This window comes from Paeniglutamicibacter gangotriensis Lz1y, assembly GCF_000348945.1.
Lineage (GTDB): Bacteria > Actinomycetota > Actinomycetes > Actinomycetales > Micrococcaceae > Paeniglutamicibacter > Paeniglutamicibacter gangotriensis.
The window spans coordinates 97886-116579 of record NZ_AOCK01000005.1; the positions used below are offsets into that span (position 1 = coordinate 97886).

Below are 18694 nucleotides of genomic sequence, written 5' to 3' on the forward strand. Positions count from 1 at the left end.
GGCCACTATTATGGAGCTCATGAAATTTACACGCTCCACCGGAGCCACGCTCCTTGCCTCCGCCGTTATGCTGCTCTCCGTGACCGGCTGTGCGACGATCGCCGACACGGCTTCCTCCGCGGCCTCGTCGGCCGCCACGCAGCTGGTCGATGGCGCCAAGAAGGAACTGATCAAGAAGGTGTGCGAACCCATCAAGGACGGCAGCATCAATGCCTCCGACCTCAAGATTGTCTCGTCCATGGTGGACTCGGTCCGCGAGGGCGGTCTGCCCAAGGAATTCGTCAGCGCCCTAGACGATGTGGCTGCTTCCGGTGACGAGGTTCCCGCCGAGCTTCAGGAGCGACTCGTCACGGCTTGTGACAACGCGTTGGTCTAGTGCACGCAGGTAAGAGTCGCAATCACCAACAGCCGGACCCCACGACTGACTAGACTGGCGGAATGAAGCAGGCATCAAAGGCAGTCAGGATCGACGCATGGCTGTGGTCGATTCGAATCTATAAGACCCGTTCGGCGGCGACGACCGCTTGCCGTGCCGGCCATGTTCGGTTGAACGACAAGCCCGCCAAGGCCGCCCAAATCATTGTTCCCGGTGACACCATCAGGGTCAGACAGTCAGGCTTCGACCGAATCCTGGAAGTTTCCGCGGTGATCGCCAAACGGGTTGGTGCCGACATCGCTGCCCGTTGCTACATTGACCACACCCCGGTCCGCCCCAAGGAAGTCATTCCGCAGGTTCCCGTCAGGGACCGGGGAACGGGGCGCCCGACCAAGAAGGACCGGCGTGAGATGGAAAGGCTTCGAGACCAGTTCCATCAGACCGGCGACTACCATGGGAATAGCTAGCTGAAAATGCGGCTGTGACCTTGTCATGGCTGTTGTCGCGACTGAGGAGAACTATGAGCCGGAACAAGTCCTGGAACGAACTATCTGTCGTATCGCGCTGGCGCATCGCCGTCATGGGCATCACGCAGTTGACTCTCCAATTCGTGGCATTGCGAGATCTTGTCAAACGTCCCGCCGCCGAAGTCCGGGGAGCAAAGAGTGCCTGGGCCGCGGCCTCATTCATCAACTTCCTCGGCCCCGTCGCCTATTTGGTATTCGGACGCATGCGCCGAGTTAAGTAGTTCCTACTCGAAGGTGGGAGCGATCTGACGAACGTCACGACCCGACCATCCCGGAAGTCGACACCGCTTCCGGAAAAGACAGGGTCCTTCGGAAGTTTCTTCCGAAGGACCCTGTCTTTGCTTTGGAGTATTGGCTTCAGTGGAATTCAACGATCGGTGCTTCGTGTTGGCTTTGTCGCTCTCTGAAGTGGAAATCGGCCACCGCCGTTTGCCAGCCGCGCTCAGATTTCCTGCACCCTTGCCGGAGCACAGTCAGCGACGTCTCTTCGGCTCATTCGGAGTTCGCATTGCTGCCCGCGTTAGCCAACCGTTCCTGACGAGCGGGGCTGCGGATTCTTCACTGTCATTACTTCCCACTGGTCCGGTCGATGACGCCTGAGCATTCGTTGACGACCGCTTCATCGATCTGGACATTCGATTCGCCCCCGCCGCTCACCACATCGGAAAGCTCAAATTACTGTTCATCATATAACCGATGCTCAAAGTCGTTAGCGCGTGTATGCTTCGCCTTCCAGCGCACCCGATCGATGTCTTCGCCGAAGTAGGCTGTGGCGAAGATCGTGGAACCACTCGGTGTCAGCAACCGTGTCCAGCTGACAGTGCTAGCTGTCCAGGCCGGCCTATTAGAAGAATCGCGCACCAGCGTTCCACTGAGCACCGGCCCCAAACGACACGCGACTCCTCGGGCCTGACCACTTAGCCAGCATCAGTAACCCAGCCGAGCATCAAAGACGTTGATCATTTCCTCGCCAGAGAGGTATCTATGCAGGTTCTTGGTAAAGAGCTCCACGAGGCGGGCATTTTCCGCGTCGACGTTTGCCGCGGTGTGCGGCGAGAGGATGAGGTTGGGCGCGTTCCACAAGGGGTGTCCCGCCGGCAGCGGCTCCGGATCCGCAACGTCTAGAATCGCGCCACCCAGATGGCTACCGGCCAGGGAATCAACGAGTGCCTCTTGGTCAACGACCGGTCCTCGCGACAGATTAACGAGCAGCGCACCTCGCTTCATTTCCGAGATTCTCTGCTTGGAAAAAAGTCCCACAGTTTCATCCGTCAGTGGGCAGGAAAGCACGACGATGTCGTAGTTCCCCAGCTCGCAGTCTTCTAGGCGGATGGACCGTTCGAACGGTTCTCCTAGCGTTCGCACTCCGCGTGTTGTCCCGTCACACGCCACCCCCATGAAAGTCAGGGTTTCGGCCACTTCTCGGCCGATGCTTCCGGCACCGATGATCAAGGCTTTATGGCCATGTAGCGTTCGTGACGAACCGTTGGTCCATTTCTGATTTCGTCGCTGGGATTCCAGGCGCGGTAGTTCGCGAACAAAATGCAGCAACCCGGCAAGCGCAAATTCAGCCAGAGGCTTGGCATGGACACCCGCAGCAGTAGTGATCCGGACGTCTCCGTCGGTGTGCCCCATGGCTTCGGCGCGGGCACCTACCCCTGCTTGGGTGGCCTGGATCCATTCAAGACGTGGGCTATGTTGCTGCCAGGCAGCTGGTTGCCACCAATCGAAATCAAACATAATAGTCGCCTGGCCCAGGAAGCCGTGCCATTCGTTCAGCTGATCCTGTGTGAGTTCGCGCGGTACGCCCCAGTGATCGGCACCGAACTGCGGGATGGGCAACAGCTCGGGCCGGTAGATGACATCAACTTCGGGGACGTCTGCGATAAGACGGTCAACCAGCTCCGGTTGGAGATACGAACAAATCAACACCTGTGGGCGCATGGAACTCTTTGACCTCTTTCTTGTGGGTGGCCGGGATGCGTGAACAACATCAGCGGTAGTTTTTCTGCGTCACGAGAGCGACACGTCCAAAACCGGGCTCGCCCAACAGGCTATCGTGCCTGATTTCGATAGGCTGAGCTCATGACCACAAACGTCGATGATCGCACTGGACCTCGAGAGAACCCGGTTCCACGGCACCATCAACTCATCGTTTCGTTGTTCGGTCTATATGCCCGCCAACACGGGGGCGCTTTGGCCGTCGCCACGATTATTTCCCTGATGCAGGACATCGGAGTGGAGTCCAGCGGAACCCGGTCATCGATCTCACGGTTGAAGAAACGCGGGGTCATTGACAGCGTGCAGGTCAATGGCCGCAACGGCTATGCGCTGGCACCATCGGTCATTGAAACGTTCATCGAGGGTGACGAACGCATTTTCCACCCGCGCCGGGCAGCAAAGGGCGACCAATGGCTGCTGGCGACTTTCACCGTCCCGGAATCTCAACGCAATATCCGGCATAAGATCCGCTCTTCTCTGGTGCGTATGGGTTTTGGTTCGGTCACCCCGGGATTATGGATAGCCCCTGGTCACCTGCGCGACGCGGTCTTGGCCTACTTTGATACCCGCGGTCTGACCGAATTTCTCGAGTTTTTCATGGCCGACCACGTCGGTGGTGCCGATCTTCAGCAGAACATCGGCTCATGGTGGGATCTGCCCGCCCTTGATGACTTGTACTCCGACTTTCTGGCCCACAACCGCGGACTGTTGGAATCGTGGACGCGGAGGGTGGAGCTCAGTAACGATACGGAGTCCGATGCCAGTGCCTTCGCCGATTACCTAGTCTTGGTCACCCAATGGCGACGCTTGCCGTATCTGGACCCGGGACTCCCGATCGAGTTCCTTCCGGAAAACTGGAATGCGTTGGAAGCGGAAGAGCTGTTCCAGAAGCTCCACGCCCTCTTGGCCTCTCGCGCCGAACGCCACGCCGACCGCGCCATCGGCGAGCATATGCTCGCCGGGTAGCCAAGCGGCTACGCCACATGCAAGAAGCCGTGCCATGCAGCCATTCCCGCAAAGGGATTTGGTTGCGCGGCACGGCTTCTTTGTTGTTAAAAGATGCCCCGGCGAAAGCTACGCGCGGTCCTGAATCACCGCAACGCCCTGAATTTCGATCAAGGCTTCCTTCTGCCACAGGCGGCTGACACCGATTCCGGCCAGCGCGGGGTATTTGCTGCCCGCCATCTCGCGCCACAGGCGGCCAATCTCGCGACCATTGGCCAAGTAGTCATCCACGTCGGTGAGGTAGATGGTCACCGATACCAGGTCCTCGGGGAGCCCGCCGGCCTCGACGAGCGTGGCCAGGACGTTGGAGAAGGCCTGCCGGAACTGGTCCACGATGTTGCCCGGGACGATCTTCATGTCCTTGTCCAAGGCCGTCTGGCCACCTAAATACACAGTATTTCCCGCGAGCACTCCGTGCGCGAAGCCCGAGGGCTTGCCCAACGTCTCGGGGTTGATGGTGAGGTTCTGGATGAGGGTGGTTTCGGTCATCGTGCTCTCCTGTGGGTTTCGTTGGCGATCGCGGGTGTTCCGCTCTGGCGCCGGACTAGTGATGCGTGTTACATTGAGGATACGTGACGGCAGTCAAAAAGTCGACACAATAGATTTGTTAGATGGCGAAGGGGCCTAGAGAATGAAACTCGCAACGGTACGACACGGTGGACGCACCACCGCCGCGCTGGTGGTGGCAGGCGGCTACCAGCCTCTGCCCGCACGAAACCTCAGCGAGCTGCTCTCTCTTCCGCAGTGGAAGGAAATCCTCAAGGATGCATCCTCCGGCCATTGTGGACCCGATGCCCTGCCCGCATCTGCGATCGAGCTACTGAACCCGGTCCCGAACCCGACAAAGGTCATTTGCTGCGGTCTGAACTACGCCGACCACATCCTGGAGATGGGCAGGGAACTCCCCGAGTACCCCACGCTTTTCGCCAAATTCGCCGATACCCTCACCGACCCCGAGGCGCAGATCCCGGCCGATGAATCCATGGATCTGGACTGGGAAGCGGAGCTGGCCGTTGTACTCGGTTCCACGCTGCAGGACGCCACCGAGGACGAGGCCGCGGCGGCAATCGCCGGGTACACCGTGGCCAACGACATCTCCATGCGCGACTGGCAGCGCCGCACCCTCCAGTGGTTCCAGGGCAAGTCCTTTGACCGCACCACTCCGCTGGGCCCGGTGCTGGTCACTGCCGATGAACTCGACCCGGTGGCCGGCCTCGAGGTCATCTGCACTCTCAACGGCGAGGAAGTCCAACGCGGCAACACCAAGACCCTGGTCTTCTCCGCGGCCCGCCTGTTGTCCTATATCTCCACTTTCACCATCCTGCGTCCCGGCGACGTCATCCTCACCGGAACCCCCGGAGGGGTCGGCATGGGCATGGTCCCGCCGCGCTTCCTGCAGGACGGGGACGAGCTTCTCACCGAGATCCCCGGAATCGGGACCCTAAAAAACCGCATCAGCCTGCGCGTCGCCGCAACCGCCTAGACATGTTTCCACACACCACAACCACGCATCGAACCACAGAGGCAGGAGCCGAACCCATGAGCAATTCCACCCCCATCATCCACCGCAGCGAGGGTGACAACTCGATCTACGCCGGCGCCGACGGGAACGTCGTGCCGGTAGTCACCCGCAAGGGCGAAGAAGACACCAACACCGCTCAGTCCGGTGACTGCATCCGCGTCTCTGGGGTCAGCGTCCAGCACACCCCAGCCACCAAGATCTGGTTCGGCCAGGTATCCAACACCCCCGGCTACCGTTCGCTGCCGCACCACCATGGCGAGGCCGAGACCGGCGGCTACGTGCTGCGTGGGCACGGACGGATCTACTTCGGCGAAGACTACGGACAATTCCTGGATATGACCGCCGGAGACTGGGTCTTCGTCCCGCCGTTCATGCCGCATGTTGAGGCCAATATGTCCGTCACCGAGGAACTGGTGTGGCTGACCGCCCGGACCCCGGAAAACATCGTCGTAAACCTCGACGAAGTAGCAGATTCAACGTTGGAAGGATACCGCCGGGCATGAGCTCACAAATTTTTCTCGACGCCATCGACCTCACCGCTTGCGAGGCCGAGGTCTTTGACACCGCCTTCACCGCGATTCCCCAGCATGTGCCGTGGCCCAAGGCCTACGGCGGGGACATGGTCGCCCAGGGTGCCTCGGCCATGATGCGCTCGGTGACCGATGACCGGGAACTGCACTCCATGCACTCCTACTTCCTGCGCCCGGTGGATATGCACGTACCGGTCCGCTATGAAGTCGAGCTGATGCGTGATGGCCGCGGATACTCCACCCGGCAGGTGCGCGGCTTCCAAAATTCGAAGGCCGTCTACACCTCCATCGGCTCCTTCCATGTCCCGGAAGAAGGTCCCGAGCATGCAAGCACGGCCCCTGCCGAATACCTGGATATTGATCCCGAGACCCTGGCCAGCGCCGCCGCGGTGCTCGCCGAGGCCGAGGGCCCGGCCGCCGACTACTGGTCAACGGGCAGGTCCTTCGACATGCGCCATGTCCCCGGTCCCCTGTACGTGAAGTCCGACGGTGTCGAATCCGCCCACCAGGCGGTTTGGGTCAAGGCCTTCACCGAACTTCCCGACGATCCCATCACCCAGCGCGCTGCCCTGGCCTATGTCTGCGACTACACCATCCTCGAACCCCTGCTGCGCACCCAGGACCTGTCCTGGAGCACCGAGGGACTGATCACCGCCAGCTTGGATCACTCCATGTGGTTTCACCGTGCCGGGCGCGTGGATCAATGGGTGCTCTACGTCCAGGAAGCGGTCTCCAGCCAGAACAACCGTGGCCTGGCCCTGGGCCGCTTCTACACCCGAGAGGGTGCACTGCTGGCCACCGTCGCCCAGGAAGGCATGATCCGCGCACCGCGCGGCTGACCCTTCAGAACCGGCACCAACGCCCCCACTGACATCGACTCCTGGAAAGAGACGGCACGTTCATGGAACTGACACATTCGGCCCACCAAGACACCTTCACCCGCGACCACCTGCCCCCGCACGACTTGTGGCCCACCTTGGAATTCACGCTGCCCGAACTCCAATACCCCACCCGGCTCAACGCCGCCACGGTGCTGATCGACGAGGCCGTAGCGAAGTTCGGGGCGGACTCCCCCGCACTGCTGGCCCCGGACGGAACCCGGCAAAGCTACGGCGAACTGCTCACCCGCGCCAACCAGGTGGCCCAGGTCCTCACCGAGGACTTCGGAATCATCCCGGGAAACCGGGTGATGCTGCGCGCCCCCAATAATGCTTGGCTGGTCGCCTGCTGGCTGGGAGTGCTGAAGGCCGGCGCGGTGGTCGTCACCACCATGCCCGCCCTGCGCGCGGCGGAAATCACCAAGCTCGCCGAGCTGACCGGGCCCTCACTGCTGCTCAGCGACCACCGGTTCATGGACGATGCCCGCCTTGCTGCGGGCACCAACTTCCCGGTCGTGTCTGTCGGGTCCAGTGATGCCGCCGATCTGGTGGCCCTGACGGCAACCAAGTCCGGATCCTTCACCAACGTTGACACCGCTGCAGATGATGTGGCGCTGCTGGGACCCACCTCCGGGACCACCGGGGTCCCGAAGATCACCATGCACTTTCACCGTGACATCCTGGCCAACGCCGACACCTTCGCCAAGCACATTCTTGCGCCCACCGCCGACGATGTTTTTGCCGGCTCCCCTCCGCTGGCCTTCACCTTCGGACTCGGCGGACTGGTGGTCTTCCCGCTGCGCTTCGGCGCCAGCACCCTGCTGACCGAACGCACCACCCCTCTCGAGTTGGCCCAACTCTCCCACGATGCCGGGGCCACGATCTTGTTCACCGCTCCCACCGCCTACCGGGCCATCCTCAAGGAAGGCCAAGCCGAACTGCTGCGTCCGCTGCGGCTGGCGGTCTCGGCCGGGGAACACCTGCCGGCGGCAACCTGGCAGGCAGTCAAGGACGCCACCGGGCTGGAACTGATCGACGGCATCGGCTCCACCGAACTGCTGCACGTCTTCATCTCCGCCGCCGGGGACGCCATCCGCCCCGGCACCACGGGCAAGGCGGTGCCAGGCTACCGCGCCACCATCCTGGACATGGAGGGCAACGAGCTGGGACCCGACGAGGTCGGCCGGCTGGCGATCATCGGCCCCACGGGCTGCAGGTACCTCGACGACGAGCGCCAGCACGCCTACGTGTCCAACGGCTGGAACGTCACCGGGGACACCTTCGTGATGGACGCCGAGGGCTACTTCACCTATCAGGCGCGCAGCGACAACATGATCGTCTCCTCCGGCTACAACATCGGTGCCCCCGAGGTCGAAGAGGCCCTCATCCAGCACCCCGACGTGCTGGAAACCGCGGTGGTGGCCAGACCCGACGAGCAGCGCGGATCGGTGGTCTGCGCGTTCGTGGTGCTCACCGAGGGCATCGAAGGAAACCCCGCCAAGGCCAAGGAACTCCAGGACTTCGTCAAGTCGGTCATCGCACCCTACAAGTACCCGCGCGACATCCGATTTGTCGAGGAACTGCCCCGGAACCCCAGCGGCAAGCTCCAGCACTTCAAGCTCCGCGACGCCTTGGTCCAGTCTCCCGCCTCCTGAGCACTCCCTCCTATTTCTTCCCCGCTATCCCCCCTGGATTCCAGGCAGCACCGCACGCCCCTTGAAAGGAACCACCATGAAAATCGCAGTTGTTGGCGGCGGCCCCGGCGGCCTCTACTTTTCGGCCCTGATGAAGCAGCTGGACCCCACCCACGAAGTGACTCTCTGGGAGCGCAACGCCGCCTCGGACACCTTCGGCTTCGGTGTGGTGTTCTCCGATGAGACCCTGGGCGGAATCGGCAACGCCGATACCGTGATCGCCGATTACATGTCTCGGCGCTTCGCCCGCTGGAGTGATATTGACATCCACTTCCGCGGTGAAATGCACACCGTTGGAGGTCAGGGCTTTGCCGCGATGGGCCGCAAGGAACTGCTTCAATTGCTGCAGCGCCGCGCCATCGAGCTCGGTGTCGACGTGCGTTTTTCCACCATCGCCCCGGATGTCGAGGAACTCTCGGCCAGCTACGATCTGGTGCTCGCCGCCGACGGGTTGAACTCCTCTATCCGCACCCGCTATGCAGAGTCCTTTGTACCGTCGCTGGATCCGCGTACCTCCAAGTACATGTGGCTGGGCACCGACCAGGTCTTCGAGGCCTTCAAGTTCTTCGTCAAGGAAACCGACGCCGGCACCATGCAGATCCACGGCTACCCGTATTCGGATGAAGGCTCGACCTTCATCGTGGAAATGCATGAGGATGTGTGGCACGCCGCGGGCTTCGATGAGACCGCCAACGAAACCTTCGCCCCCGGGGTCAGCGATGAGAAGTCGGTGGCCAAGGTCAAGGAAATCTTTGCCGAGGAACTGGCCGGTTACAACGTGCTGACCAACAACTCGAAGTGGATCAACTTCACCACCGTGCGCAACGAAAACTGGCGCCACGAAAACATTGTGCTGCTCGGAGATGCAGCGCATACCGCGCACTTCTCCATCGGCTCGGGCACCAAGCTGGCCATGGAAGACTCGCTGGCCCTGGCTGCCTGCCTGCACGAACACGCCTCGGTCGAAACGGCGTTGGAAGCCTATGAGACCGAGCGCCGTCCGGTGGTCGCCTCCACCCAGCGCGCGGCCCAGGCCTCTCTGGAGTGGTTCGAGAACATCGGTCAGTACAAGAACCAGGACCCGGTGCAGTTCTGCTTCAACCTACTCACCCGTTCTCGCCGCATCACCTACGAAAACCTCAAAATGCGCGACACCGACTTCGCGGCCACCGTCGATAAGGACTTCGCGAGGCTCTCCGGCTCCGAGCAGATCGCTCCGGCGATGTTCCAGCCGTACAAGATCGGCCAGATGGAACTGGTGAACCGCGTGGTGGTCTCCCCCATGGACATGTACTCGGCGACCGATGGGGTACCAGGGGACTTCCATCTGGTGCACCTGGGTTCCAAGGCCATGGGCGGCGCCGGGCTAGTGATGACCGAAATGGTCTGCGTCTCGGATATTGGGCGCATCACCCCCGGTTGCACCGGCCTGTACACCGACGAGCAAGCCACCGCGTGGAAGCGCATCACCGACTACGTGCACAGCAACTCGCGTGCCAAGATTGGCGCGCAGATCGGCCACTCCGGCCGCAAGGGATCCACCCGCTTGATGTGGGAAGGCATTGATGAGCCGCTGGAGAGCGGCAACTGGGAGGTACTGGCCCCCAGCGCCATCTCCTACGGCGATGGGTGCCACGTCCCGGTGGAGATGGACAGGGCCATGTTGGATACGGTCCGCGACGAGTTTGTGGCAGCGGCCCGCCGAGCCGATGCTGCTGGATTCGACATGCTCGAGCTGCACGCCGCCCACGGCTACCTGCTCTCATCGTTCCTCTCTCCGCTGTCCAATGCGCGCACCGACGAATACGGCGGATCGCTGGAGAATCGCCTGCGCTACCCGCTGGAGGTCCTGGATGCTGTGGCAGCGGTGTGGCCGGCGCACAAGCCCATCGGCGTGCGCATCTCCGCCACCGACTGGACCGAGGGCGGGAACACCGAGGACGATGCCCTGCTGATCGCCGAGGCGTTCATCGCCCACGGGGTCAAGTCCATCGATGTGTCCTCCGGGCAGATTGTGCGCAATGAACGCCCAGCGTTCGGGCGCAGCTACCAGACCCCGTTCGCTGACAAGATCCGCAACCAGATCGCCGCCGCGGCCGGGGTCGCGGTCATCGCGGTGGGTGCAATCTCCTCCTACGACGATGTGAACTCGGTCCTGCTGGCCGGACGCGCGGACCTGGTGGCCCTGGGCCGCACGCACCTGTACAACCCCGCCTGGACGCTGCAGGCAGCCGCGGAGCAGGAATACGTCGGCGACGGCGCCACCTGGCCACTGCCGTTCAAGGCCGGAGCCCGCAAACCGCCCAGCGCGCGCACCGACGCGGTCCGCCCACGCTTGTCGCTGCTGAAGGAAGACGAACTCGACGAGCAGGTCCACCTGCGCTGGACGCCGGCCAAGGACAAGGCAACCGAGAACTTGGTGCCGAGCGCCTGAGCCTGACGGCAAGAAGGGGCAGTGGTTCAAAACGCCAAGCCGGCTCAACGAATCATTGCCCCTTCGTTTTCAGCGTCCCACCAAACGATCATGGTGTTCCCCAGCGCTCCCGGCGTGTTGAAGGCTTCCGGTATCAGAGTCCCTCGGGCGAATCCGGAATCTCCCGGCCGATGCGCCTGCGCAACAAAAAACTGCGAGGATGCCCAGAACAACGGTGACAACGAGGCTAAGTGCCAGATCCCACCCAGGCTCATGGGATAACACCAGGCGCGGCAGTCCCACGCCGAGGACGATGAGCCCGGTAACGGCGAGTGTCTTTGTGGAGCTGCCCAAAAAATAACCGGTTCGTGGTGCCGGGCTTGCGAACCAGACGGCTATGCCCACCGCGCAGGCCACGACCGCGATCACTGTCAATTGCGGAATCAGGTCATGGTTGTTGCCGGTGCGAGCTGGCCTGACGATCGAACAAACCGCCCCCCCATGCCAGCGATAATGAGCACGGAAAAAGCCAGAGGGCGAAGAGAAACTTTGGCATGACCTCACCCTAGGGCATTCCCCTTGGCGCACGTTTTACACGTTCGGAACGATCAGCCCACCCTTAGCCCGGATCCTGGGCATCGGCTGCGGGTGTTCGGAAGTACGGGGCCGTGCTGGAAGCGATGGAGGCGATCGCGGCCACGGTGGCCACGGTGGCCGCAGCCGGGCGTGGGAAAGTATGAGTCCAATCCGGAGGATGCTGCGGCCGTGGCCGCGGGGTCCGAGGACCGTGTCCGTAAGTGATAGTCGTCGGGACGCTTTCTATCAGATAGCCCTGCAAGTGATAGGAGTCATGATCTTATCTAACAGGTCGTTCAGCTCAAGAAGTGATAGTCATAGCCAGAACTTCTATCAGATAGATGCATAAGTGATAGAATGCGGTGAGAACTCTTACAGATAACGAGACCAGGATGACTCAGCAACCGCTCCATGTAGATGGGAAATTCGGGCACGTCCATAAGGACGAGGTCGACATCTCGCTTGCGTCCAGCAATTCATGGCCAGAAGCTGAGTTTGAAGAAGTGACCTGGAATGGTGGAGCCGGAGATTTTCACGACCTCAGATTCGTGTCCGGAATGCGGGGCCAGAATTACAAAGCCTTCGTCCCTCCGCGCATCGCAAATGTTGACTACACACCTTCGTCTGCAGTTGCGTCTCTCGCCGAAGAAGCGAGCCGCGAGATCAGTCGCTTTGATGAAAAATATGGTGCCAGAGTCGGCCCGTTTGCAACGATCATGCTCCGGTCCGAGTCCGTTGCCTCGTCCCAAATCGAAAACTTGACTGCCAACGCCCGTAGCCTGGGCGAGGCCGAACTTGGCGTCGAAGATAAGCTGAACGCCACACTCGTGGTGCGAAACGTTCGGGCAATGGAATCGGCTCTTGCGGCCTCCGAGAGTCTTGACACTGGAAGCATTCTCGATATGCATAAGGCCCTGATGGAGGGCACGAGAGACGAAGCCACCGCTGGTTCATGGCGGCAGGAACAAGTCTGGATTGGAACTAGTTCAAGCAGCCCCATCGGTGCGGACTTCATTCCTCCCAATCACGACAGAGTCCCCGCTTTGATGGAGGATCTGACGGTCTACGCCCGAAGAGTTGATGTGCCCCCTATGGTTCAGGCTGCGATCGCCCACGCCCAGTTTGAGACCATCCACCCCTTCACCGATGGAAACGGCCGAACAGGGAGGGCGTTGATCCACTCGATGCTCAAGCGGCACGGCGTTGCTCGCAATGTATCAACGCCGGTTTCGGCCGGACTGCTTGCGAACATCAGCTCCTACCACCGCTCTCTTGACGCGTACCGCGACGGAAACCCCGAGCCGATTGTCACGCTCTGCTCGGAAGCCTCGTTACGGGCCATCAAGAACGGCACACAGCTTGCCGAGGACGTCACTTCCATTGCAGATTCCTGGACGACCACAATCAAGGCTCGCAAGGACGCTGCCGTCTGGAAAGTGCTCGATCTGCTGGAAAGTCGTCCAGTCGTCAACGCCGCGGTCCTGGAAAAAGAGCTAGGACTCGACTACCTCAGGTCCAAGCGAGCTATGGATCTGTTGGCTGAAAATGGAATCGTCATCGGTGTCGACAAATACAAGCGGGGCAGATTCTGGCGCGCCCCCGAAATGCTGACCGCTTTAGACGCCTTCGCAGAACGTGCAGGGCGCCGGCAGCAGTCGGGCACCGTCTAGACGTGAGTTGTCGGCAACGGGCGCGCGACTCCCGCTGGCAAATACTCAGTGCCCCTTGAACGCCTCCGCGAGCCACCAGGATCCTGAGTCCGAGGCGATCTTCGCGTCGATCACCAGAGGCTTGGCAGGGTTTGAATCCAACCACGTTTGCACGGCGTCCAAATCAGCCAAGCTCCGCACGGTGATCCCCTCGGCACCGAAACCGCGCCCGATCGCTGCGAAGTCCGTGTCGGGGAACTGCACCGAACTCATGTCAGCATCTGCGTCATCGGCCCCGAAGTGGTGGACCTCCGCCGAATATGCAGCGTCGTTGTAAACGATGCATACCAACGGCAGAGAAAGGCGCACAGCGGTGTCCAGCTCGGCGATGGCCATGTGGAAGCCGCCATCCCCGGTGCCCAGCACCGGCATCCTCCCCGGTTGGGCCAGCGCCGCACCGATGGCCGTCGATAATCCCAACCCGATGGACTGAAATGCCTGGGTGAAGCAGAACCCGAATTCGTCGGGCACCGAGAGGAACTGGCTGGGATAGCCCATGAAATTCCCCGAATCCACACTCACGATCCGCTCGAGCGGCAAAAGCTCGTCAAGCCGCTTGGTCAGGGCCCGTGGATCGATGCGCCGGGCATCGGAGAGGTCCTCAAATTCGACCTGGTTCCAGTCGATCGATTCCTTGATACGCGCGGCGACCTCGGTGCTGCGGTAGCCCTCGCGGGCCTGAACGTTTCGGTCGAGCAGAGATTCAAGAACGTCCGCGGCACACTGCGCAGAGTCCCCCACCAGCCCGAGATCGATGGGCCGATTGGCACCCAGCGCCTGGTCTTCTAGATCGATCTGCACCACTGTGGTGCCTGTACCGATCAAGTGACCGTGCCGCATCGTCCACATGTTCAACGCACACCCAAAGGAAACGATCACATCCGCCCCGGTAATCAGTTCGGCGGCCAGCGGCGAGGAGAACCCTCCGGAAATCCCGAGGTTGAATTCGTCCTCGTTGAACAACCCCTTGGCCACCGCGGAGGTCGCCACCAGTGCGCCGGTATGCTTTGCCAGAGCCAGGATCTCGTCCCTAGCGCCGCGTCCTCCACGCCCTGCCACAAACACCGGGCGTTCGGCCCGTTCCAACTGCTCAGCCAGTGCTGCCACCGACGCTCGCGAGGCCCTGATCGGCTCCAGGGTGTCAAACACCACCGGTGTGCGGGCCTGCTCCTCACTAACTTCTTGGGCTTGGACATTCAGTGGAAGACTCAGCACCACGGTCCGCCGGTCATTGACCGCCCGCTTGTAGGCACGCACGGTGTCGGCGACAGCGGTTTCAGCACCGTGAACTCGCTCGGGGATCGCGTAAACGGAGGCGGCGAAGCCGTCCTGGTCCATGGCAAAGTTCGAATACACCGCAGATGGCGCAGCCTCGGCGGCCAGCACGATCATCGGGGTGCGGGATTTGGCCGCCTCCCCAATTCCGGTAGCCGCGTTAGTCAGCCCGCAGCCTTGATGCACCGAGACCAGTGCGACTTGGTCGCTGGAGCGGGCGAAGGCATCGGCCATGGTCGCGGCCCCACCCTCGTGCCGGGTCGCGGTGTAGGGCACACCGTGCTCGATCAGCGCATTGGTGAGCGTGAAGTTTCCCGAGCCCACCACCCCGAAGCAATGTCCTACCCCCAGCTCGGCCAGGGTTTTTCCGACAAGTTGTGCAACGTTCATGAATGCTTCCTTTGTAGCTGGGATGTGGCTGGTGGTGTGATTGCGGTCGTCGGTGCGCGAAGGCTCGCTTGGTGGCAGGCCAGCGTGCGCGATGGCGGCTCGCCAAAACGCTTGGTGTAGTAGGCGGAAAACCGGCCAAGATGTTCAAAGCCGACTCGTGCCGCCACGGAACTCACGCTTGGCCTGGCCTCGGGGTTCCCCGCACTGAGCAGGTCCCGGGCAGCGAGCAGGCGGACCTCGCGCAGATACTGGGCCGGGCTCATGTCAACATGCTGCATGAACACCGTCTGGAGTTGACGCGGGCTGATTCTGACCGCATCGGCGACCGAGCCGATCCCGCTGATCTGGGGGTGGTGTTCCTTGATGAAATCCAGGGCCGCGTCCAGGTAGGCGGGACGCACGGGACCGATTTCGCGGCGCGGTTCAAAGCACTTCAAGTGCGGACCCAGGCCCAGAAGCAACGTGGAAAAGAGCGTGCTCAGCAGCGCTTCCGCGGCACCCGGCAGACTGGCTGCATCGTTTTGGTCGATGATTCGGCAGCTTTCGATCCAGGTGCTCGCAAAGAGCTCGGGGGCGGCAAGCTGCAGGGGGCGTTCGGAATCCAGGTGGATGTGGCGCTGCAATTGGCGGCCGCTGATGGTGGAAAACCTCTGGCCCGCCACGGATGCATCAAGTGCCCCAATCAGCGCGCCGCGCTCCGGGTCGGGGACCATCAGCGTGTGTTCGGTGGAGCTCAGTGCGAACGGGGTGCTTGCCATCCATTGGCGGGAGGAGGATTCGACGAACATCGGGCCCTGTGGAATGACCACCAGGATCCGTTCCCCGGAGGGCGGGGACTTGATGGTCACCCCGGCACCGTAGCGGACGTCGACAAAGGCGATGGGTCCCAGTTGGGTTCCGTGCACGCGACCCTGCAGCTGATGTCCTTTGTGCAGCTTCACCAAGTGCTCGTCGTGGGTGAGCTCGTTGACGGCGTGGCGGATCACCGCGGGATCGGTGCTCGATGCCACGGGGTGCTTCCCGAGAAGCTGTTCTTGCTCGGGGCGTTCCGGCGCCACTACCTTCAACGAGCTCAACGACGCTCTCCTCACATGTGCTTTCTTGCTGGTGCTTGTCGTGCTGGGCGGCGGGCTCGTCCGTTGAAAGGCAAACCCGCCGATTTTCCTAGCGCGGCAACCGGATGCCGCGTGCTTCCAGCCGCGGCAAGACTTCCTGGCCGAAATACTCCAGTTCGCCCACATAGTCGACGAACGCCAGCGTCATGCCGTCGAAACCTGCCTTGTGCAGTGCCACAATCTGGTCCGCGACGTCGTCGGGTGTGCCGACCAGCGGCAACGAGCCGTGGCCGGATGCAAAACGGTCGCGCATGGTGGCGAGCATTTCCGGGGTGAAGGACTGGGCATGCATGCCCTGGAGCGTCATCAGGTAGTCCACGGCACCCCAGTCGGCATTCTCCCGGGCGTAGTACTCGAGGTATTCCTCGGCTTCGGCCCGGGTGGGGCGGCAGACGACGTGTCCCAGCGTGAACACCCCGACTTCCCTGTTGAAGTGCTCGCGGGCCTGTGCCTTCACGGTGGAGACGATCTGCGCGCCGGTTTCGGCGTCGGGCACGATCGTGAACACGAAGTCAGAGTTCCGTGCCGCGTAGGCTCGGCCCTGTCCCGAGGAACCGGCATTGAGGATCGGCACCCGATTGCCGTGCGGCTTCGGCTCGGACTCGGCGCCACGCAGCTTGAAGTGCTTGTTTTCAACATCGAAGATGCCGGGCTCTTCCCAGGCCTTGAGCACCACATTGCACCATTCCTGTGCGAATTCGTAGCGTGCGTCGTGTTCGTGGTCCAACAGCGCGCCCATGGCTTCATATTCGGGCTGGTTCCAGCCTGCAACGATGTTTAGGCCGGCTCGCGAGCCGCCGCCGAGCTGATCCAGGGTGGCCATCTGCTTGGCCGTCACCATCGGGTGGTTGAACGCGGTGTGGACCGTCGAAAAAACGCTGATTCGCTCCGTGCTGCTCAGAATAGCAGCGGCCCAGACGATCGGGTCGAGCACGCTTCCGTGGAAGTTGGTGTCGCCCTTGTAGCCAATCCACCGGGCAATGGGCAGCAGGAAATCGATGCCGATCTTGTCCGCAAGCTGTGCCATTCGCAGATTTTCACCCCAGGTGGCACCCCAGCGTTCTTCGATCTTGGTTACCGCTAGGCCACCCGAGCAGTTCGAAGAGAAGAGCCCGAGCTTGAAATCCTTGCCATCAAGAATCTGACGAGTCACGATTTTGTCCTGTTCTGTTTCGGTGGTCATGGTGGTCACCTGTTCTCAATGGCGTGCACTTCGCCAAGCATGATGAGGTGGTCTCCACCGTCATAACGCTTGACCAATACACAATCCATGCGCGTTCCTGCCAGTACCAATGCGGGACTTCCCACCGACGTCAGGGGTGCTTCCAGACCGCGGAATTTCTCCGCGCCTCGCTGCGCGAACCGCGTGATCCATTCCTGTTGGCCTTCGTCGAGAATGTGGACCGAGAAGGCCTCGGTGGTGCTCCACGATTCGATGGATGAAGACTTGCGGTCCACGCACCAGGAAACGAGCGGCGGATCCAGCGAAACGGAGTTGAAGGAGTTGCACACCAGGCCGACGGGTTGGCCGTGTGCGCCAGTGGCGGTCACGATGGTTGTCCCTGTTTTCCAGGCCTGCATGCCCGCTCGCAATTCCTCGGGCCGGACCGTGGTGGTCCGGCCCCCGTCAGTGGAAGAAAGACTCATATTGGCATCCCTAGCAACGACAGATTTCCCAACGCAATTGCGCTGTTGCATCCATGCTGTCAGCGACTGTGACGCGGATCTATCCGTTTCCGGATGACCGTTGTCCGCTTTGCGCTGCGTACCGGAGCTGAACTATTTCTGGACCATGGCCAGCACACGGGTCGGCGCACCGGTCCCGCCGACGATCGGCAGCGGGGCCACCACGATCAAGGCTCCGTGGGTGGGCAGCTTGTCGAGGTTCTTCAGCGAGGTAATCCCATACTTGTCGGCTCCCAACAGGTGGTAGTGCATCGGGAACGGCGGGTTCAGCACGGCGGCGTTGCCGGCGTCGATGCCCACGGTTTCCACGCCGATGCCGGAGATCTCCAGCTCCTCGGCGATCCACTTGGCACACTCGGCGGTGAAGCCCGGGGTGTGGGAGCCGTTTTCGTCCAAGTTCAGGAAGGCCTGCTTGTCGTGTCCGAACTTGTCCCAGCCGGTCCGGAAGAGCAACCAGGCGTTCGTCGGGAAGTCACCGTTTTCTTCCTGCCACGCAACCAAGTGCTCCACGTCGATGAGAAAGTCAGGGTCCGCCGCGGACTCGGCACTGAAGTCCAGCACCACGGCCGGTCCCACCAGGCGAGCCGGATCCAGCTGGGAGACGTCCTTGCCCTCACGACCGGAAATCCAGTGGATGGGGGCGTCGATGTGCGTGCCGATGTGCTCGCCGGTGTGGATGTTGTGGTGCTTCCAGAACGGGCCGGTCTCGTTGTATGCGGAGACCTCGTCGATGCTGAAGTCGATCAGGTTCGAGAACGGCTCGGGCAGCACCAACGTCGGGGTCTCTGCGGACAGCGGGGCCGTCAGGTCGTGGATTTCAACGGCACCGGTGGCCAGCGACGCAAGGACTTGTTGTACGGGACTCATCGGAACTCCAGTGTTTGGGATGGAGGGCGCCTACGCGTCCACCGGTCTTGACTGTCGAAATATTGTGACGATCGTCACGGACATGCGACTTATGAACAACCTACCAGCGCGTCGGGGCTAACAGAACCCC

Annotated in this window: 17 protein-coding genes; 10 read left to right on the forward strand and 7 right to left on the reverse strand. The window is 61.7% G+C overall.

Annotated features, from left to right (window positions below):
• Positions 1-19: 19 nt before the first annotated feature.
• From ADIAG_RS09600 to ADIAG_RS09610, 3 genes are all read left to right on the forward strand, one after another.
• Positions 20-376 carry a hypothetical protein gene (locus ADIAG_RS09600; RefSeq protein ID WP_152426113.1) on the forward strand — a complete coding sequence of 119 codons (357 nt, stop codon included), beginning with the start codon at positions 20-22 and terminating at the stop codon, positions 374-376.
• 62 nt (positions 377-438) lie between these two features.
• Positions 439-843, forward strand: coding sequence for an RNA-binding S4 domain-containing protein (locus tag ADIAG_RS09605; RefSeq protein ID WP_007271155.1), 405 nt, complete (start codon positions 439-441; stop codon positions 841-843).
• A gap of 53 nt (positions 844-896) precedes the next feature.
• Positions 897-1124, forward strand: a complete 228-nt coding sequence (locus tag ADIAG_RS09610; RefSeq protein ID WP_007271156.1) for a PLDc N-terminal domain-containing protein — start codon at positions 897-899, stop codon at positions 1122-1124.
• Positions 1125-1830: 706 nt separating this feature from the next.
• Here ADIAG_RS09610 and ADIAG_RS09615 read toward each other — a convergent pair.
• Positions 1831-2847, reverse strand: a complete 1017-nt coding sequence (locus ADIAG_RS09615) for a D-2-hydroxyacid dehydrogenase (RefSeq protein WP_007271157.1) — start codon at positions 2845-2847, stop codon at positions 1831-1833.
• Positions 2848-2988: 141 nt separating this feature from the next.
• Here ADIAG_RS09615 and ADIAG_RS09620 point away from each other — a divergent pair, with 141 nt between their 5' ends.
• Positions 2989-3870, forward strand: coding sequence for a PaaX family transcriptional regulator (locus tag ADIAG_RS09620; RefSeq protein ID WP_007271158.1), 882 nt, complete (start codon positions 2989-2991; stop codon positions 3868-3870).
• A gap of 108 nt (positions 3871-3978) precedes the next feature.
• On the opposite strand, the gene ADIAG_RS09625 is transcribed toward ADIAG_RS09620, so the two are convergent.
• A complete protein-coding gene (locus tag ADIAG_RS09625) occupies positions 3979-4398 on the reverse strand; it encodes a RidA family protein (protein WP_007271159.1) in 420 nt (139 codons plus the stop codon).
• A 142-nt stretch (positions 4399-4540) separates the two neighbouring features.
• Here ADIAG_RS09625 and ADIAG_RS09630 point away from each other — a divergent pair, with 142 nt between their 5' ends.
• The 6 genes from ADIAG_RS09630 (at position 4541) to ADIAG_RS09655 (ending at position 13192) form a co-directional block, all read left to right on the forward strand.
• Positions 4541-5392 carry a fumarylacetoacetate hydrolase family protein gene (locus tag ADIAG_RS09630; protein WP_007271160.1) on the forward strand — a complete coding sequence of 284 codons (852 nt, stop codon included), beginning with the start codon at positions 4541-4543 and terminating at the stop codon, positions 5390-5392.
• A 56-nt stretch (positions 5393-5448) separates the two neighbouring features.
• Positions 5449-5934: a cupin domain-containing protein gene (locus ADIAG_RS09635; RefSeq protein ID WP_007271161.1), complete on the forward strand. Its 486-nt coding sequence runs from the start codon at positions 5449-5451 to the stop codon at positions 5932-5934.
• Positions 5931-6800, forward strand: a complete 870-nt coding sequence (locus ADIAG_RS09640) for an acyl-CoA thioesterase (protein ID WP_007271162.1) — start codon at positions 5931-5933, stop codon at positions 6798-6800. Before ADIAG_RS09635 ends, ADIAG_RS09640 begins: the two co-directional genes overlap by 4 nt.
• A gap of 62 nt (positions 6801-6862) precedes the next feature.
• On the forward strand, positions 6863-8494 hold the full coding sequence (locus tag ADIAG_RS09645) for an AMP-binding protein (protein ID WP_007271163.1): 1632 nt from the start codon (positions 6863-6865) through the stop codon (positions 8492-8494).
• A gap of 76 nt (positions 8495-8570) precedes the next feature.
• Entirely contained in the window at positions 8571-10967 is a 2397-nt protein-coding gene (locus tag ADIAG_RS09650; RefSeq protein WP_007271164.1) for a bifunctional salicylyl-CoA 5-hydroxylase/oxidoreductase, read from the forward strand.
• A 947-nt stretch (positions 10968-11914) separates the two neighbouring features.
• The gene (locus tag ADIAG_RS09655) at positions 11915-13192 is read left to right on the forward strand and encodes a Fic family protein (protein WP_007271165.1); all 1278 of its coding nucleotides are present in this window, start codon (positions 11915-11917) and stop codon (positions 13190-13192) included.
• Between the two features lie 45 nt (positions 13193-13237).
• Here ADIAG_RS09655 and ADIAG_RS09660 read toward each other — a convergent pair whose 3' ends face one another.
• The 5 genes from ADIAG_RS09660 to ADIAG_RS09680 all read right to left on the reverse strand — a co-directional run bounded on the left by ADIAG_RS09660 (position 13238) and on the right by ADIAG_RS09680 (position 18564).
• The gene (locus ADIAG_RS09660; protein ID WP_007271166.1) at positions 13238-14896 is read right to left on the reverse strand and encodes a thiamine pyrophosphate-binding protein; all 1659 of its coding nucleotides are present in this window, start codon (positions 14894-14896) and stop codon (positions 13238-13240) included.
• The gene (locus tag ADIAG_RS20165; protein ID WP_007271167.1) at positions 14893-15972 is read right to left on the reverse strand and encodes an AraC family transcriptional regulator; all 1080 of its coding nucleotides are present in this window, start codon (positions 15970-15972) and stop codon (positions 14893-14895) included. The genes ADIAG_RS09660 and ADIAG_RS20165 overlap by 4 nt, the downstream gene beginning before the upstream one ends.
• A gap of 88 nt (positions 15973-16060) precedes the next feature.
• Positions 16061-17194 (reverse strand): LLM class flavin-dependent oxidoreductase, encoded by a 1134-nt coding sequence (locus ADIAG_RS09670; RefSeq protein ID WP_007271168.1) that lies wholly within the window; start codon positions 17192-17194, stop codon positions 16061-16063.
• Positions 17195-17199: 5 nt separating this feature from the next.
• Positions 17200-17658, reverse strand: a complete 459-nt coding sequence (locus tag ADIAG_RS09675; protein WP_007271169.1) for a flavin reductase family protein — start codon at positions 17656-17658, stop codon at positions 17200-17202.
• A 132-nt stretch (positions 17659-17790) separates the two neighbouring features.
• Positions 17791-18564, reverse strand: coding sequence for a cyclase family protein (locus ADIAG_RS09680; RefSeq protein ID WP_007271170.1), 774 nt, complete (start codon positions 18562-18564; stop codon positions 17791-17793).
• Positions 18565-18694: the final 130 nt, after the last annotated feature.

Coding starts and splice junctions, on each gene's coding strand:
- ADIAG_RS09600 (WP_152426113.1), top strand. CDS start 20: ATGAAATTTACACGCTCCACCGGAGCCACGCTCCTTGCCTCCGCCGTT.
- ADIAG_RS09605 (WP_007271155.1), top strand. CDS start 439: ATGAAGCAGGCATCAAAGGCAGTCAGGATCGACGCATGGCTGTGGTCG.
- ADIAG_RS09610 (WP_007271156.1), top strand. CDS start 897: ATGAGCCGGAACAAGTCCTGGAACGAACTATCTGTCGTATCGCGCTGG.
- ADIAG_RS09615 (WP_007271157.1), bottom strand. CDS start 2,847: ATGCGCCCACAGGTGTTGATTTGTTCGTATCTCCAACCGGAGCTGGTT.
- ADIAG_RS09620 (WP_007271158.1), top strand. CDS start 2,989: ATGACCACAAACGTCGATGATCGCACTGGACCTCGAGAGAACCCGGTT.
- ADIAG_RS09625 (WP_007271159.1), bottom strand. CDS start 4,398: ATGACCGAAACCACCCTCATCCAGAACCTCACCATCAACCCCGAGACG.
- ADIAG_RS09630 (WP_007271160.1), top strand. CDS start 4,541: ATGAAACTCGCAACGGTACGACACGGTGGACGCACCACCGCCGCGCTG.
- ADIAG_RS09635 (WP_007271161.1), top strand. CDS start 5,449: ATGAGCAATTCCACCCCCATCATCCACCGCAGCGAGGGTGACAACTCG.
- ADIAG_RS09640 (WP_007271162.1), top strand. CDS start 5,931: ATGAGCTCACAAATTTTTCTCGACGCCATCGACCTCACCGCTTGCGAG.
- ADIAG_RS09645 (WP_007271163.1), top strand. CDS start 6,863: ATGGAACTGACACATTCGGCCCACCAAGACACCTTCACCCGCGACCAC.
- ADIAG_RS09650 (WP_007271164.1), top strand. CDS start 8,571: ATGAAAATCGCAGTTGTTGGCGGCGGCCCCGGCGGCCTCTACTTTTCG.
- ADIAG_RS09655 (WP_007271165.1), top strand. CDS start 11,915: ATGACTCAGCAACCGCTCCATGTAGATGGGAAATTCGGGCACGTCCAT.
- ADIAG_RS09660 (WP_007271166.1), bottom strand. CDS start 14,896: ATGAACGTTGCACAACTTGTCGGAAAAACCCTGGCCGAGCTGGGGGTA.
- ADIAG_RS09670 (WP_007271168.1), bottom strand. CDS start 17,194: ATGACCACCGAAACAGAACAGGACAAAATCGTGACTCGTCAGATTCTT.
- ADIAG_RS09675 (WP_007271169.1), bottom strand. CDS start 17,658: ATGAGTCTTTCTTCCACTGACGGGGGCCGGACCACCACGGTCCGGCCC.
- ADIAG_RS09680 (WP_007271170.1), bottom strand. CDS start 18,564: ATGAGTCCCGTACAACAAGTCCTTGCGTCGCTGGCCACCGGTGCCGTT.